The organism is Bacteroides sp., assembly GCF_030151085.1.
Lineage (GTDB): Bacteria > Bacteroidota > Bacteroidia > Bacteroidales > Bacteroidaceae > Bacteroides.
On the sequence record NZ_JASLER010000056.1, the window covers coordinates 23,506 to 38,962 of the forward strand.

At 42.7% G+C, this 15,457-nt stretch carries 12 protein-coding genes; 10 read left to right on the plus strand and 2 right to left on the minus strand.

Translation table 11 applies throughout. The features are described from left to right. The first annotated feature begins 167 nt into the window (after positions 1-167). From Q1W14_RS10990 to Q1W14_RS11015, 6 genes are all read left to right on the plus strand, one after another. Positions 168-1,802, plus strand: coding sequence for an ABC-F family ATP-binding cassette domain-containing protein (locus tag Q1W14_RS10990; RefSeq protein ID WP_300701447.1), 1,635 nt, complete (start codon positions 168-170; stop codon positions 1,800-1,802). A gap of 79 nt (positions 1,803-1,881) precedes the next feature. Beyond that, positions 1,882-3,258 (plus strand): FAD-dependent oxidoreductase, encoded by a 1,377-nt coding sequence (locus Q1W14_RS10995; protein ID WP_300701448.1) that lies wholly within the window; start codon positions 1,882-1,884, stop codon positions 3,256-3,258. 61 nt (positions 3,259-3,319) lie between these two features. Further along, positions 3,320-3,733 (plus strand): DUF6769 family protein, encoded by a 414-nt coding sequence (locus tag Q1W14_RS11000; protein ID WP_300701449.1) that lies wholly within the window; start codon positions 3,320-3,322, stop codon positions 3,731-3,733. A gap of 121 nt (positions 3,734-3,854) precedes the next feature. Continuing rightward, on the plus strand, positions 3,855-5,081 hold the full coding sequence (locus tag Q1W14_RS11005) for an efflux RND transporter periplasmic adaptor subunit (RefSeq protein WP_300701450.1): 1,227 nt from the start codon (positions 3,855-3,857) through the stop codon (positions 5,079-5,081). 121 nt (positions 5,082-5,202) lie between these two features. Continuing rightward, positions 5,203-8,322, plus strand: coding sequence for an efflux RND transporter permease subunit (locus tag Q1W14_RS11010; protein WP_300701451.1), 3,120 nt, complete (start codon positions 5,203-5,205; stop codon positions 8,320-8,322). A 29-nt stretch (positions 8,323-8,351) separates the two neighbouring features. Further along, positions 8,352-9,572 (plus strand): TolC family protein, encoded by a 1,221-nt coding sequence (locus tag Q1W14_RS11015; RefSeq protein ID WP_300701452.1) that lies wholly within the window; start codon positions 8,352-8,354, stop codon positions 9,570-9,572. A gap of 69 nt (positions 9,573-9,641) precedes the next feature. Here the strand turns inward: Q1W14_RS11015 and Q1W14_RS11020 are convergent, their stop codons facing one another. Then, positions 9,642-10,871, minus strand: coding sequence for a serpin family protein (locus tag Q1W14_RS11020; RefSeq protein ID WP_300701453.1), 1,230 nt, complete (start codon positions 10,869-10,871; stop codon positions 9,642-9,644). A 70-nt stretch (positions 10,872-10,941) separates the two neighbouring features. Then, complete coding sequence (locus tag Q1W14_RS11025) at positions 10,942-12,420, minus strand: rRNA cytosine-C5-methyltransferase (RefSeq protein WP_300701454.1); 1,479 nt, start codon at positions 12,418-12,420, stop codon at positions 10,942-10,944. Between the two features lie 163 nt (positions 12,421-12,583). Here Q1W14_RS11025 and Q1W14_RS11030 point away from each other — a divergent pair, with 163 nt between their 5' ends. The 4 genes from Q1W14_RS11030 to cls all read left to right on the plus strand — a co-directional run bounded on the left by Q1W14_RS11030 (position 12,584) and on the right by cls (position 15,454). Then, complete coding sequence (locus tag Q1W14_RS11030; protein WP_300701455.1) at positions 12,584-13,228, plus strand: DUF6249 domain-containing protein; 645 nt, start codon at positions 12,584-12,586, stop codon at positions 13,226-13,228. Further along, a complete protein-coding gene (locus tag Q1W14_RS11035) occupies positions 13,225-13,770 on the plus strand; it encodes a sigma-70 family RNA polymerase sigma factor (protein WP_300701456.1) in 546 nt (181 codons plus the stop codon). Before Q1W14_RS11030 ends, Q1W14_RS11035 begins: the two co-directional genes overlap by 4 nt. After that, positions 13,757-14,083, plus strand: a complete 327-nt coding sequence (locus tag Q1W14_RS11040; protein WP_300701457.1) for a DUF5056 domain-containing protein — start codon at positions 13,757-13,759, stop codon at positions 14,081-14,083. Before Q1W14_RS11035 ends, Q1W14_RS11040 begins: the two co-directional genes overlap by 14 nt. Positions 14,084-14,305: 222 nt before the next feature. After that, entirely contained in the window at positions 14,306-15,454 is a 1,149-nt protein-coding gene (gene cls / locus Q1W14_RS11045; RefSeq protein ID WP_300701758.1) for a cardiolipin synthase, read from the plus strand. Positions 15,455-15,457 lie beyond the last annotated feature (3 nt).

The window sequence follows — 15,457 nt, forward strand, 5'->3', positions numbered from 1 at the left end:
TTTCGATAAGATAAGCTGCATTTCGGCAGAATAAAATGAACGAGTTCATTTTATTCTGCTCTCAATTTAAATAAATTCCTCACACTCATAAGAGGAAACAAGCTTCCTCTTAACTCACTTAATCGGAATTTTACTTTATCTTTGCACCTCATTTTAAAGAACACATAATGATTTCTATAGACGGACTAGCCGTAGAATTTGGCGGCACCACCTTATTTAGTGATATTTCCTTCGTCATCAACGAGAAAGACCGCATTGCCTTAATGGGGAAAAATGGCGCAGGCAAAAGTACATTATTAAAGATACTTGCCGGTGCTAGGCAACCGACTCGGGGCAAAATTTCTGCCCCCAAAGAAAGTGTGATTGCTTATCTTCCCCAGCACTTGATGACAGAAGACGGACGTACCGTATTTCAGGAAACCGCACAAGCCTTTGCCCATCTGCACGAAATGGAAGCGGAAATAGAAAGCCTCAATAAAGAACTTGAAACGCGTACCGATTATGAAAGCGATAGCTACATGGAATTGATTGAAAAAGTGTCCTCACTTAGCGAGAAGTTCTATTCCATCGATTCAACTAACTATGAGGAAGATGTAGAGAAAGCACTACTCGGACTAGGCTTCAGCCGTGAAGACTTTAATCGGCAGACTTGTGATTTCAGCGGTGGCTGGCGCATGCGTATAGAACTCGCCAAATTATTACTTCAAAAACCGGACGTACTCTTACTGGACGAGCCCACCAATCACCTCGACATAGAATCTATTCAATGGCTGGAAGATTTCCTTATTAACAATGGGAAAGCCGTTATTGTCATCAGCCATGACCGCAAATTCGTGGATAATATTACAACCCGTACCCTCGAAGTAACGATGGGACGGATTTATGATTATAAAGTAAATTACTCCAAATATCTGGAGCTACGCAAAGAACGTCGTGAACAACAACAAAAAGCATACGATGAGCAGCAAAAGTTTATAGCCGAAACCAAAGAGTTTATTGAACGCTTTAAGGGTACTTATTCTAAAACCTTGCAAGTGCAGAGCCGCGTCAAGATGCTTGAAAAGCTTGAAATACTGGAAGTGGACGAGGAAGACACTTCAGCACTTCGTCTGAAGTTCCCACCTTCTCCTCGTTCGGGCAATTATCCCGTCATTATGGAAAGCGTAGGAAAAACCTATGGCGACAAAGTAGTATTCAAGAATGCCAATCTAACTATTGAAAGAGGCGACAAAGTTGCTTTTGTAGGAAAAAACGGTGAAGGTAAGTCTACGTTGGTAAAGTGCATCATGAGAGAAATAGAACATGAAGGAACCCTCACTTTAGGACACAATGTACAAATAGGATATTTTGCACAGAATCAAGCCTCCATGCTGGATGAAAACCTCACGGTATTCCAGACTATTGATGATGTTGCCAAAGGAGAAATCCGCAATAAGATTCGTGATTTACTAGGTGCCTTCATGTTTGGTGGTCCCGAAGAGTCTATGAAGAAAGTAAAAGTTTTGTCCGGTGGAGAGCGTACACGCCTTGCCATGATAAAGCTATTGCTGGAACCGGTGAACCTTCTGATATTGGATGAGCCTACCAATCACCTCGACATGAAGACCAAGGATATCCTAAAACAAGCACTCATGGATTTTGACGGAACACTAATCGTTGTAAGCCATGATCGTGACTTCCTTGACGGTTTGGTAAGTAAAGTCTATGAGTTTGGAAACAAACAAGTAAAAGAACATTTGAGCGGTATTTATGAGTTCCTGGAGAAGAAGAAAATGGATTCTCTTCGCGAACTAGAACGGTAACTATCATTAACATTTTTGCAGAACAAATGGTTAGCCATATTGTTTCATTTTAGTAACCCCTTAACTAAGAGAAAATAAAATGAAACAGTATGATGCCATTATAATAGGATTCGGCAAAGGCGGAAAAATGTTAGCTGCCGAACTAGCCGAGCGCAACTGGAAAGTTGCCATTATAGAGCGCTCTCCTCTAATGTATGGAGGTACGTGTGTCAATGTGGGGTGTATTCCCACCAAAACCCTCATCCATGAGTCGGATTATGCCGAACAGCAATTTCACGAGGACTATAAGAATCAATCTAAATTCTATTCACATGCCATTGCACGGAAAAACAAACTCGTGTACTTCTTGCGTGAAAAGAATTATGAGAATGTGAAGAATAATCCCAACATTACATTATATACCGGAACTGCTTCTTTCTTATCGGAAAATTCAGTCCTTGTCACCTACGATAAAAAGGAATCTGTACTCAGGGGAAAAGAGATATTCATCAATACCGGTTCTACTCCGATTATTCCTGACATTGAAGGAATTAATGAGAGCAAACATGTGTATACCAGTGAATCACTACTCCAGTTAGATACCCTCCCAGCCCGCCTGCTCATCGTAGGAAGCGGCCCTATAGGGTTAGAGTTTGCAACAATGTATGCAGGATTCGGAAGCCATGTTACCATGTTGGAAGCCAGCAGTCGCTTCATGCCTAAACTTGACCGGGATATTGCAACTTCCATGTTGGAATCTTTAAAACGTAAAGGCATTAGTATACGATTGAATGTCCGTACCCAATCCCTCTATGATACAGCAGACGGCATTACTCTGACTTATACAGACGGTTCGGATGGTACACCTTATTTTCTAAAAGGAGATGCTTTATTACTGGCTACAGGACGTAAGCCTTTAGTAGATGAACTGAATCTGCAAAAAGCAGGTGTAGAAATTAATGAACGCGGAGCCATAATCGTTAATGAACAACTTCAGACCACTGCTCCCCATATTTGGGCTTTAGGCGACGTCAAAGGGGATGAATTCTACGACTACTTATCAATTGACGATTTCCGTATCATCCGTAACAAGTTGTTCGGAGATAAGAAGAGAAGTCATAAAGATCGCTTTCCCATTCCATACGCCATCTTTACTGATCCTCCGTTAGCACATATCGGATTAACAGAGGAAGAAGCCGCCAAACGAGGTTTTCCAATTCAGGTATCACGGCTTCCTGCATCCCAGGTGCCACGTGCACGCACTTTGCAAAATATAGATGGTATGCTTAAAGCTGTCATCAATCCTCATACCGGTAAAATAATAGGTTGTACTTTGTTTTGTATCGAAGCGCCTGAAGTAATCAATACGGTTGCATTGGCCATGAAAACGGGGCAGACTTACAACTATCTGCGCGATTTTATTTTCACACATCCCAGTATGAATGAAGGACTAAATGATTTATTCAAGGCTTTTTAGCATTTTGTATTTGGTAATTAATCCATTAACCTCTATCTTTGTTCCGCCCAAAGATAGAGGAATGAAAAAAAAATGGTATATTACTTACTTCTTGCTATTCATCAGCATAGTTATGCTGGTGGTACCTGTTATTCCTCATCATCACCATGCAAACGGACTGATTTGCATGAAAAACGATATTTCAACCGATTGTTGTAAACACAATCATAATCCCGAAAATGACCACTGCTGTAGCGATACAGGATGTGTCACAACACATTTCTTCCAGCGTTCACCCAGCACAGACAATGATGCATCATGGGTAAATCCGGACGCTTTATGGGTAGCTACCTTTTACTTCGAACCTCTTCTCAGGTTACTGGTCGTACCGGAAATCAACCTAAAAAGACAAGATAATGTCTATTTAGAATCCCTTCATGGCATGTTTATCACACATGCCACTGGACTTCGTGCGCCCCCTTCTGTTCTTGCTTAACCAGCACCGGCATACCGCCGGAGACAAGTTTCTATTCGGTACGGAAATAATTGCAACTTAGTTGCGCATTCCATACCGTAATTTTGTATTCAAATTAATAAGTAAGAACAAAAATATCATCATGAAAAAAGTTATTTTCATGGGAGTCATTGGATTATTCCTTTTAGGCTCCTGTAACAGTAAGTCCGGAGAAAGTCACGAAGGACATAATCACGAAACAGAAGAGAGTTGCTCAGGCGATCATGACCATGAAAGCGAAGGACATAATCACGAGGCTGAAGGAGCCGACCACGATCATGAAGCTGAAAGCAGTCATGCCGGCGGTAGTGACGAAATCATATTGCCACCGGCAAAAGCACAAGCAGCTGGTGTAGAAGTCAGCACTATTGAACCGGGTACCTTTAATCAAGTTATAAAAACAAGCGGTCAGGTAATGGCTGCGCAAGGTGACGAGAGCGTTGCCGTAGCTACAGTAGCAGGTGTTGTTTCATTCAGAGGAAAAGTTATTGAAGGTATGAGTGTCAACAAAGGTACTCCGCTTGTCATCTTGTCTTCCAAGAATATGGCGGATGGTGATCCGGTACAAAGAGCACGGATAGCCTACGAAGTTTCCAAGAAAGAATATGAACGTATGAAAGCGCTTGTTGGCAACAAGATTGTATCTGAAAAGGACTTTGCACAAGCTGAGCAAGCGTATGAAAATGCGCGTATCAGTTATGAAGCTGTTGCCAAAAACCATTCGGCAAGCGGCCAAGCAGTAACTTCTCCCATCAGCGGATATGTGAAGAGTCTTTTGATAAAGGAAGGTGATTACGTGCAAGTAGGACAACCCCTGGTCAGCGTCACTCAGAACCGGAAGTTATTCCTCCGCGCCGATGTATCCGAAAAATACTACCCTTATTTAAAGACAATTGGTTCAGCTAACTTTTGTACACCTTATAATAATAAGGTATATACACTTAAAGACTTAGATGGACGAATGCTTTCATACGGCAAAGCCTCGGGGGAGAATGGCTATTATGTACCGGTCACTTTTGAATTCGACAACAAAGGAGATATTATTCCCGGTTCATTCGTAGAAGTATTCTTACTCTCCTCGCCTATGGAAAATATTCTCTCTGTTCCACATAGTGCACTGACCGAAGAGCAAGGCAGCTTCTTCATCTATCTTCAACTGGACGAAGAAGGTTACAAGAAGCAACTGGTTACGCTCGGTGCGGACAATGGCGAGAGTGTACAAATACTTTCCGGTGTAAAGGCAGGCGATCGCGTTGTAATCAAAGGAGCCTATCAAGTGAAACTGGCATCTGCAACGAATGCGATACCGGCACATAGTCATGAACACTAATTTAAATGTACAATTAGACGATTTACGAGGTACGATTTGCCATGCGGTATATTGTGAATTGTAAACGTAGCCATTGCGCAGCTAAATTGTACATTGTAAATCGTAAATAGTAAATAAAATCATGTTAAACAAGATAATACATTTTTCCCTTCATAACCGCATCCTGGTGCTGGTAGCATCGGTGCTGTTATTAATTGGCGGTACTTACATCGCCATGCATACGGAAGTGGATGTGTTCCCCGATCTCAATGCGCCAACGGTAGTTATTATGACCGAAGCAAATGGTATGGCAGCAGAAGAGGTGGAACAATTAGTTACTTTTCCGGTAGAAACAGCTGTAAACGGTGCAACGGGTGTGCGTCGGGTACGCTCCTCTTCGACTAACGGTTTTTCGGTAGTATGGGTAGAGTTTGACTGGGACACGGATATTTATCTGGCTCGTCAGATTGTGAGTGAGAAGCTGGCGGTTGTAGGCGAATCATTACCTGCCAACGTGGGCAAGCCTACCTTAGGGCCACAGTCTTCCATCCTCGGCGAAATGTTGATCGTGGGGTTAACGGCAGACTCTACTTCTATGTTGGACCTACGTACTCTCGCCGATTGGACCATACGCCCCCGACTGCTCTCTACAGGTGGTGTGGCACAGGTTGCCGTGTTGGGTGGAGATATCAAGGAATATCAAGTGCAATTAGACCCGGAGCGTATGCGCCATTACGGAATTACATTGGACGAAGTAATGAATGTTACCCGCGAAATGAATCTGAACGCCAATGGTGGTGTATTATATGAATATGGCAACGAGTATATTGTACGTGGAGTGCTATCTACCGATAAAATAGATCAGATAGCTAAAGCTGTGATACGGGGTAACGGTGCATCGGGTGCTCCCATACTTCTAGAAGACATTGCAGACGTTCAAATAGGTGCCAAACTGCCTAAGTTGGGTACAGCCTCGGTACGAGGAAAAGCGGCCGTACTAATGACAGTGACTAAGCAACCTTCTACAAGTACCCTGGAACTGACAGATAAACTGGAAGCTTCTTTAAAAGACTTACAAAAGAATTTGCCGCCCGATGTGAAAATATCGACCGACATCTTCCGCCAAAGCCGGTTTATTGAAAGTTCTATCGGAAATGTTCAGAAGTCGCTTTTTGAAGGAGGTATCTTTGTAGTTATCGTACTCTTCCTGTTCCTTGCCAATGTACGTACTACTGTGATTTCATTGGTGACTTTACCCTTGTCGCTGATCGCCTCATTGCTGGCGCTCCATTATATGGGCTTTACCATCAATACAATGAGTCTTGGAGGTATGGCGATTGCTATCGGCTCATTGGTAGATGATGCCATTGTAGACGTTGAGAATGTTTATAAACGCTTACGAGAGAATCGTCTGAAACCAGCCGAAGAACGGCTCAAGGTATTGGATGTAGTATTTAATGCTTCGAAAGAAGTACGTATGCCTATCCTGAACTCCACACTGATTATTATAGTAAGCTTTGTTCCACTGTTCTTCCTGAGCGGTATGGAGGGTAGAATGCTGGTGCCGCTGGGTATTGCCTTTATTGTAGCATTAGCAGCTTCGACTATCGTTGCATTGACGGTAACTCCTGTGCTTTGCTCCTACTTATTAGGAAAGGAAAAGATTAAAGAAAAGAACTCGAACGGTGACTCCGTGGTAGCCCGCAAGATGAAAGAATGGTATTCCACTGCACTGACTTTTGTACTGGGGCATAAGAAAAGCGTATTGGGAGGTACCATCGGTTTGTTTGTCGTAGCACTTATTTGCTTCTTTACGCTGGGACGTTCTTTCCTTCCGCCATTCAACGAAGGGTCGTTTACTATTAATATCTCTTCACTTCCCGGTATTTCTTTGGAAGAAAGTGATAAGATGGGACATCGTGCCGAGGAACTGCTCCTATCTATTCCTGAAATACAAACCGTTGCCCGTAAAACGGGACGTGCCGAACTGGACGAACATGCATTGGGTGTGAATGTATCTGAAATCGAGGCTCCGTTTGAATTGAAAGATCGTTCACGCAGCGAGATGTTAGCTGAGGTACGTGAGAAGTTAGGTACAATTATCGGGGCCAATATTGAAATAGGGCAACCTATCAGCCACCGTATCGATGCCATGCTATCCGGAACGAAAGCAAACATCGCTATTAAGTTGTTTGGCGATGACTTGAACCGCATGTTTACATTAGGCAATGAAATAAAAGGCGCCATCCAGGATATTCCCGGCATTGCCGACCTGAATGTAGAGCAGCAGATAGAGCGTCCGCAACTTATTATATCTCCCAAACGTGAGATGCTTGCCAAGTATGGTATCTCATTGCCTGAATTTTCCGAGTTCGTCAATATCTGCCTGGCAGGCGAAGCTGTTTCACAGGTTTATGAGAAAGGTAAGAGTTTTGACCTGACTGTACGTGTGAAAGATGATCTTCGTGATGAAATGGAGAAGATACGCAACTTGATGATTGATACGAACGATGGGCAGAAAGTTCCGTTAAACTATGTAGCAGAAATTCGCTCGGCAATGGGACCGAATACCATCAGCCGCGAGAATGTAAAACGTAAGATTGTGATTTCTGCCAACGTAGCAGACCGCGACTTGCGAAGTGTAGTCAACGATATTCAAGACCGGGTGGATCAGCAGATCAAGTTACCGGAAGGTTATCACATCGAATATGGCGGTCAGTTTGAAAGCGAGCAGGCAGCCAGTCGTACGTTGGCATTGACTTCGTTCATGTCTATTGTAATTATCTTCCTGCTGCTCTACCACGAGTTCCGCAGTGTGAAAGAAAGCGCTATCATCCTCATCAACCTGCCGTTGGCATTGATTGGTGGTGTATTTGCACTGCTTATCACTACCGGCGAAGTCAGTATTCCGGCTATTATCGGTTTCATATCATTATTCGGTATAGCTACTCGAAACGGTATGTTGCTCATCAGCCATTACAACCATCTGCAACAAGAGGAAGGTTATGGTGTTTACGATAGTGTAATCCGCGGTTCGATGGATCGTCTGAACCCTATCCTGATGACTGCTTTATCATCGGCACTTGCGCTAATCCCTCTTGCTTTGAGTGGCACCTTACCCGGTAATGAAATCCAAAGCCCTATGGCAAAGGTTATTCTGGGTGGACTTTTAACATCTACGTTCCTGAACGGTTTTATCATCCCGATTGTTTATCTGATGATGAAAGCCTCTCCCAAACCCTCTACGGAGGAGAAGGAGTAAATTTACTCACTAATTCAGAATATTTATATATGAAAAAGATTATAATAGTCACATTTACAGCCTGTATCCTTCCTTTTTCCCTCTCCTTTGGAGAGGGGCGGGACGAGGCTATTGATGCCGTACTTCAGCAAATAGAGATGAATAATAAAGAGTTGAAAGCCAATTCCCAACTCATCTCATCACAGAAGTTGGAAAACAAAACAGTGAATAATCTGCCGGACCCTACTCTATCCTACGCCCACCTTTGGGATTCAAAAAACAGTAGTGAAACCGTAGGTGAATTGGTTGTTTCGCAAAGTTTCGAGTTCCCCACCATTTATGCAACTCGTGGAAAGATGAACCGTTTTAAGACGGGTGCACTCGATGCACAAGCCACTGCTTTTCGTCAGCAGATTCTACTTCAAGCCAAAGAAATCTGCCTGGACATCATTATGTTGCAACGCCAGCAAACATTACTCAGTGAGCGTTTGAAGAATGCCGAAGAGCTCTCTGCCATGTATGCCAAACGTCTAGCTACAGGTGATGCCAATGTTTTGGAAACCAATAAAATCAATTTAGAGTTACTGAATGTACGTACCGAAGCCCGCATGAACGAAACGGCTTTGAACAATAAACTGAAGGAACTCACGGCCTTGAATGGCAATCAGCCTTTATCCATCGGCAACCGTCCTACTGCCGAAGCAATCGGCTCGATGGATTATCCGGTTGTTCCGTTGCCTACGGATTTCCAACAAGTCAGTGACGAATTGCTGGCTGCCGATGCTACTTTGCAATCATTCAGCAGCGAAAGCGAAGCTGCCCGCAGGCAAATTTCTGCAAGCAAACAGGGCTGGTTACCCAAACTGGAGTTAGGTTACCGCCGCAACACAGAAAGCGGACATCCATTGAACGGTGTTGTAGTGGGCTTTTCTTTCCCGATATTCGAGAACCGTAATAAAGTAAAAATAGCCAAATCGCAAGCACTCAACATAGATTATCAGAAAGAGAATGCTGCATTACAAGCCAGTTCCGGCTTGTGGCAACTTTATGAAGAAGCCCGCAATCTGCATACATCTATGGAAGAATATGCCCGTACCTTCCAACAACAGCAAGATCTTGCCCTACTGAAGCAGGCTCTGGTTGGAGGACAAATCAGTATGATTGAGTATTTTGTGGAGGTATCAGTGGTTTATCAAAGCAAAGCAAATCTGCTGCAATTGGAAAACCAATACCAGAAAGCAATGGCGCAGATATACAAAAGTAGATTATAAGAAATAGAATAAGGGGTTGTTCGCATTTTAGCAAACAGCCCCTTACTTCTTTTACTTTACACCCATAGTCTACAGCTTCGTCACTTTACCCATAAACAAGATGGCTCCTGTACTTTTTTCTTTTATCATAAACGCAAATGGACGATCAACATAGAAATTATAAACACTGGGAGGTGCGGCACCCGTTAGCACCATTTCGCCAACTGTAACAGCTGCGGCTTCTGTACCCTCTTCATTCACATTCACATAAGTAAATTGATCCAATTTTCCTACAGCTAAGTCAAACGTAGACATTTTTGAGAAGTCAGCTTTACCATCAAAAGCATCTTTCATTCCTAATGCTTTCATATCAGCTATTAAATCCTTATCATAACGTAATTCAAAGCGAGGCAACTTCACATTCAGTGTATTTGAGGATAGCTTTCCATTCCACTCATTCCAATTATCAGAAGTCAGCTTTGGCAAGCTTTCATCCAAAGTCTTGCCCTCAGCAGTTAGAAAGACTACCATACTAAATGCTTCATTTCCGTAAGGAAGCTCCGCTATCGAGAAATAATCATTTTGAATATAATTAAAAGGCTTCGTTGATAAGTTCATCATAGACACTTCAGACTTACTGCCATCTGCATTATTGAAGACTTCTTGTTTCGTATCTGTTTTTTGGAATTGAGTCTTCCAGATACCTTTAAAATAAAGAGCATTTAACAGGTACATTTGAACTACATCCGGAATCTCCTGAATCACTTCTTTAATGCAATTGTTAGTTTTCTCGGCACACCACTGATTAATTATATCTTTTGCCTTTGGAGAGGTAAAGTCCAACTCTTCTACACGGGCATCATACATCTGCTTATTCACATTCAGGAAGTCATCATATACACTGAAACCTTGCTTTAACCAAATAGAATTAGCTATTCCTATCCGGGTAGTATTATCCAAATCCAGCAAAGCAGTTGCAAGCTTTTGATTATAGTTATTCATATCTTCCAATGAATAATCGGAGAAGCCCAAAGCTGTTTTCATCTCGGCTAAGGTATTTCCGGAGGCTCCATTAGCAATCATAGACAGACAGAACGATGCGCTCAACGGAGACACAAACAAATTTGGTTTCGCAGTTTCAGATGTACAGACCTGAGTGAAGAAGCGGAAGGCAAAATCCGTTCCCGAATTTGTGATCTGCTGTTCTGTACGTGTAAGAATAATGTCTTTACGAGGTTTAGGCTCCTGGGAATCTCCGTCGCTTTGGCAAGCTGCAAGAATACTAAGTAGGCTTAAAGCAGCAATCGTTTTCTTTAGCATAAGCAATTGTATTAGTTTATATTATGGTTATATAACAGAAATGCTTATACTTACAAAATACTGCATGCTTTTATGGACAAAGTTCTAAAATTTCTTCCGGCAGGTACCCGCTACGAATGCGCCACTCTTGCGGATACAGATTATTGGCACGGTTACCAATGTTCTTGACAAAACCGAGAGGTGTATGCTTATAAGTAAGCAATACTATTCCACGAGGGGCATCCTCAGACAAAGTGATCGCTTCTTTCCGCAAATAAGCAATAGCTTGATTGTAATCTACTTCTTCACGGGCAAAGGTATCCGGATTCAATATCCGGCTCATGGAAAGAGCATGATCAGGCAGCCAATCTTTTCCTTTAAGTTCTGCCAGATTTACTCCTGCCTGTACAATACGGAGTGATGATTGCAAAGCAGTCAGCTCCGAAAGATGAGACTTCGGAAAAGCGCTGACACTATTTCCATTCAATATAAGTTCGTAATTATCAGGAGTAAGAAGCCACTCACGCAGTAGGGAGAGTTGCTCTTTAGAAACTCCCGGAGTTTTCGTCCCTTTTCCCTGAGGTTTTCGTCCTTTTTCCCTGGAGTTTTCATTCCTTTTCCCAGGCATTTCAAAAGCTTTTCCTTGGGGAAATGATTGCTCAGCCCTGGAGTTTCGGACGCTCATCCCCGGCTTGCGGACAACAGCAAGAAAGAAGCCTTCGCCCCGCGTCTTATGAGGAAGGAAGCGATAAACCGGAAAGTCTTCGCCAACTAACAGGTTTCCTGTGATTTTCCAATCTTCCTGAATATCCAAAGAAAGTATCTCCGCCCCAAATTCATCACGCATCCAACGGATATTTTCCTCGTCTTCTTTCGTATTATAGGTGCAAGTACTATATATAAGGATGCCACCCGGCTTCAAGCAGGACCAGATGTCTGCAATTATACGCCGTTGACGCTGCCAACATATCTCTACGTTTTCCGGACTCCATTCGCTCACGGCAACGGGATCTTTGCGAAACATACCTTCGCCGGAACAAGGTACATCCGTCAGAATCACATCAAAAAAATCTTCCAAAGAAGAAAAATCTGCCGGATCATTATTGGTAACTACCACGCCGGGATGCCCCCATTTAGTCAGATTCTCCGCTAATATCTGTGAACGGTTCCGAATTACTTCATTGGCAACCAGCAGACTGCCTTCCGGAAGAACACTGCGAACATGCGTCGATTTGCCTCCGGGAGCTGCACATAAGTCGAGCATCGTCACCGATTCTTCCGAAACATACTGCTTCAACGCTTGCTCCACAAACATAGAAGAGGCTTCTTGCACGTAATAACAACCGGCATGAAAAAGAGGATCGAATGTAAACGTCAGTCTATTGGCAAGATAATATCCTGTCGAACACCATGGCACCCATTCCGTAGTAATGTGAAAGTCGTTGAGCTTTGACTCGTTTATACGAATACTAACAGGCTGTTCTTGTTGCAATATGGCAGTAAGTTTCTCCAATTCTGTCTCGCTAAGAAGTCTGCGGGTATAGTTAATAAAGGGTACGGGTAGTTCCATAGCTGCGTCAATAACGTTTTTTGTGAAGCAAAGGTAATATAAAAAAATGGGTAACCTTTTACCCATTGGAGACTTATTTCTGAAAAAAAGTATTCTCTTTGCAACTTTATAAGGGCTACGTTACGTCTAACTCATAAAGAAACAAATTTAAAATATATAGATTATGAAACGGATCATTTTTGCATTTATGGTTGCCATGTTGTTTTGCACACTGGCACAAGGAAAAGACAGAACTGTTACTGAAAACGACAGTCTGGGAAATAAGAAAAGAGTTATTGAACTGAGAGACACCGTTATTAACGGGAAAGCTGTAACCGACACACTGAGTGTCATGACCTACGAAAATAGCGTAAGCTCCAACGACAACAATGACAACTCCGGTAATTGGAAACATCACCAAAGTAACCTTGGTTGGGATTTTCCTGGTTTCGATTTAGGTGACAGCGTCACCGCAGGAATGGTTGTCGCCGTTACAGCTATCGTATTTATATTTGGGTTACCGTTAGTGATTATATTCCTCATCTTCTTCTTCCGCTATAAGAATCGCAAAGCTAAATATCGTTTAGCCGAACAAGCATTAGCAAGCGGGCAGCCGTTGCCTGAGAATTTCTTTAAGCAGACAGATATTGATAGTAGCTCCTACAATAAAGGTATAAAGAACATTTTTACCGGAATCGGGTTGTTTATCTTCCTTTGGGCTATCACCGGAGAATTCAGCCTGGGATGTATAGGTTTGCTCATCATGTTCACAGGCTTTGGGCAATTGGTCATCCACTATAGCCAACAGAAGAATAACGAAGAAAAATGAGTCAACTCAATGACATATCGTTAGTCGCACAGGTCGTGGTGTTTCACAACACCAGGGCCTTCGACCAGTTGGTAAAGAAGTACCAGTCGCCCGTACGACGGTTCTTTCTGCACCAGACCTGCGGCGACAGCGAATTGAGTGACGACTTGGCACAAGATACTTTCATCAAAGCATATACCAATATTGCTTCATTTAAAAATCTGTCCAGCTTCTCAACTTGGCTCTATCGTATTGCTTATAATGTATTTTATGATTATATTCGCAGCCGAAAAGAGACGGACGATTTAGATACTTACCAAGTGGATGCTCAGTGTAGCTCACTGCAAAATGATGTGGGCCAGCGTATGGATATTTATCATGCATTGGCTACCTTGAAAGAAATGGAACGTATCTGCATCACGCTCTTCTTTATGGAAGATCAAAGCATCGAAAAGATTGCAGGTATCACTGGATGCCCGGCGGGAACCGTAAAAAGCCATCTCTCGCGGGCGAAAGAAAAAATGGCTACCTATTTAAAACAAAATGGTTATGATGGAAAATAATGATAAACTCCTTGAACAGTTCTTTGCCGACAATCGGAAGGAAATTGCTGATAACGGATTTACACGCCGTGTGATGCATCGTTTACCCAGCCACAGTCGGCGTTTGTCACAGATATTGACAATCTTCTGTTTTACACTGGCACTGGTGTTGTTCGTTGCCTTCAATGGACTACAATTGATACTGGGGACTTTACGCGAAACCTTTACCTCTGCCGTCGAAAACGGTGCCACACAATTAGATCCCAAGTCCTTAATAGTGGCAGGCATAGTATTGCTGTACTTAGGTTACCGCAAGATTTCCACGCTGGCATAAGACACTTTGCCCTGAAAAATTATCATTAGCCCTTTCGTTATCAGATGAACGAAAGGGCTAATTTTTTTTAAACCAGCGAACAATACTCAATGATAAATTGTATCTTTGCCGATTCTAAAAACGAAATAAGAAAAGACGGTTTTGAGACAGTTTCTATTTATCATATTATTCATTTTTTCTATAGGGCACCTTCGTGGACAAGTAACAAGCGACTCCATTGTGATGAATTACTTGCAACAAATGGGAGCTCCGGTCACTAACAACAATAAAGTCAAATTATTAATGACCGGACGTGATAAATTCATCGATCTCTTCGAAACGATTCGCCAAGCGAAGCATCACATTCATTTGGAATATTTCAATTTCCGGAATGACTCAATAGCTAATGCCTTATTCGACCTTCTGGCAGAAAAAGCCAAAGAGGGGGTGGAAGTGCGTGCCATGTTCGATGCTTTCGGCAACTGGTCTAACAACAAGCCTCTGAAGAAACGTCACCTGAAATCCATCCGTGACCGTGGCATTGAAATCGTGAAATTCGATCCGTTCACTTTTCCGTATATCAATCATGCTGCACACCGTGATCATCGTAAAATCGTGGTTATCGATGGAAAGATAGGTTATACCGGTGGTATGAACATTGCCGACTATTACATCAACGGGTTACCTAAAATCGGTAAATGGCATGATATGCACATTCACCTCGAAGGGGATGCCGTACGTTACCTTCAAGGTATCTTCCTCACCATGTGGAACCAAGAAACAGGACAGCATATCGGTGGTCCCGTTTACTTCCCTGACATTCCACTGTTTCCGGATAGCATAGCCGAAGAGATAGCCATTGTAGATCGCACTCCACGCGAAACGCCACGCTCCATCAGTCATGCATACGCAGCTTCAATTCAGGCTGCACAAAAAAATATCCAGATTGTCAACCCCTATTTTGTACCTACGAAATCAATCCGTAAGGCAATCAAAAAGGCTTTAAAGAAAGGAACAGAAGTGGAAATCATGATACCTGCCATTTCAGATATACCTTTTACACCTGAAGCTTCATTCTACATAGTACACAAACTAATGAAGCAAGGAGCAAAAATTTATCTATTCAATGGAGGTTTTCATCACTCTAAAGTAATGATGGTGGATAGTACTTTCTGTACCGTCGGCACAGCCAACCTCAACAGTCGCAGTTTGCGATATGACTACGAAACAAATGCTTTTATCTTTGATCCTGATCTTACACACCAACTGAATGCAATGTTCGAAAGGGATAAGCAAAACAGTACTTTACTGACTCCTGAAGTCTGGAAGGAACGTTCAGGATGGAAAAAGTTTGTAGGTTGGGTAGGCAATCTGATGACTCCTTTCCTCTAATTA

Coding starts and splice junctions, on each gene's coding strand:
- Q1W14_RS10990 (WP_300701447.1), top strand. CDS start 168: ATGATTTCTATAGACGGACTAGCCGTAGAATTTGGCGGCACCACCTTA.
- Q1W14_RS10995 (WP_300701448.1), top strand. CDS start 1,882: ATGAAACAGTATGATGCCATTATAATAGGATTCGGCAAAGGCGGAAAA.
- Q1W14_RS11000 (WP_300701449.1), top strand. CDS start 3,320: ATGAAAAAAAAATGGTATATTACTTACTTCTTGCTATTCATCAGCATA.
- Q1W14_RS11005 (WP_300701450.1), top strand. CDS start 3,855: ATGAAAAAAGTTATTTTCATGGGAGTCATTGGATTATTCCTTTTAGGC.
- Q1W14_RS11010 (WP_300701451.1), top strand. CDS start 5,203: ATGTTAAACAAGATAATACATTTTTCCCTTCATAACCGCATCCTGGTG.
- Q1W14_RS11015 (WP_300701452.1), top strand. CDS start 8,352: ATGAAAAAGATTATAATAGTCACATTTACAGCCTGTATCCTTCCTTTT.
- Q1W14_RS11020 (WP_300701453.1), bottom strand. CDS start 10,871: ATGCTAAAGAAAACGATTGCTGCTTTAAGCCTACTTAGTATTCTTGCA.
- Q1W14_RS11025 (WP_300701454.1), bottom strand. CDS start 12,420: ATGGAACTACCCGTACCCTTTATTAACTATACCCGCAGACTTCTTAGC.
- Q1W14_RS11030 (WP_300701455.1), top strand. CDS start 12,584: ATGAAACGGATCATTTTTGCATTTATGGTTGCCATGTTGTTTTGCACA.
- Q1W14_RS11035 (WP_300701456.1), top strand. CDS start 13,225: ATGAGTCAACTCAATGACATATCGTTAGTCGCACAGGTCGTGGTGTTT.
- Q1W14_RS11040 (WP_300701457.1), top strand. CDS start 13,757: ATGATGGAAAATAATGATAAACTCCTTGAACAGTTCTTTGCCGACAAT.
- cls (WP_300701758.1), top strand. CDS start 14,306: ATGAATTACTTGCAACAAATGGGAGCTCCGGTCACTAACAACAATAAA.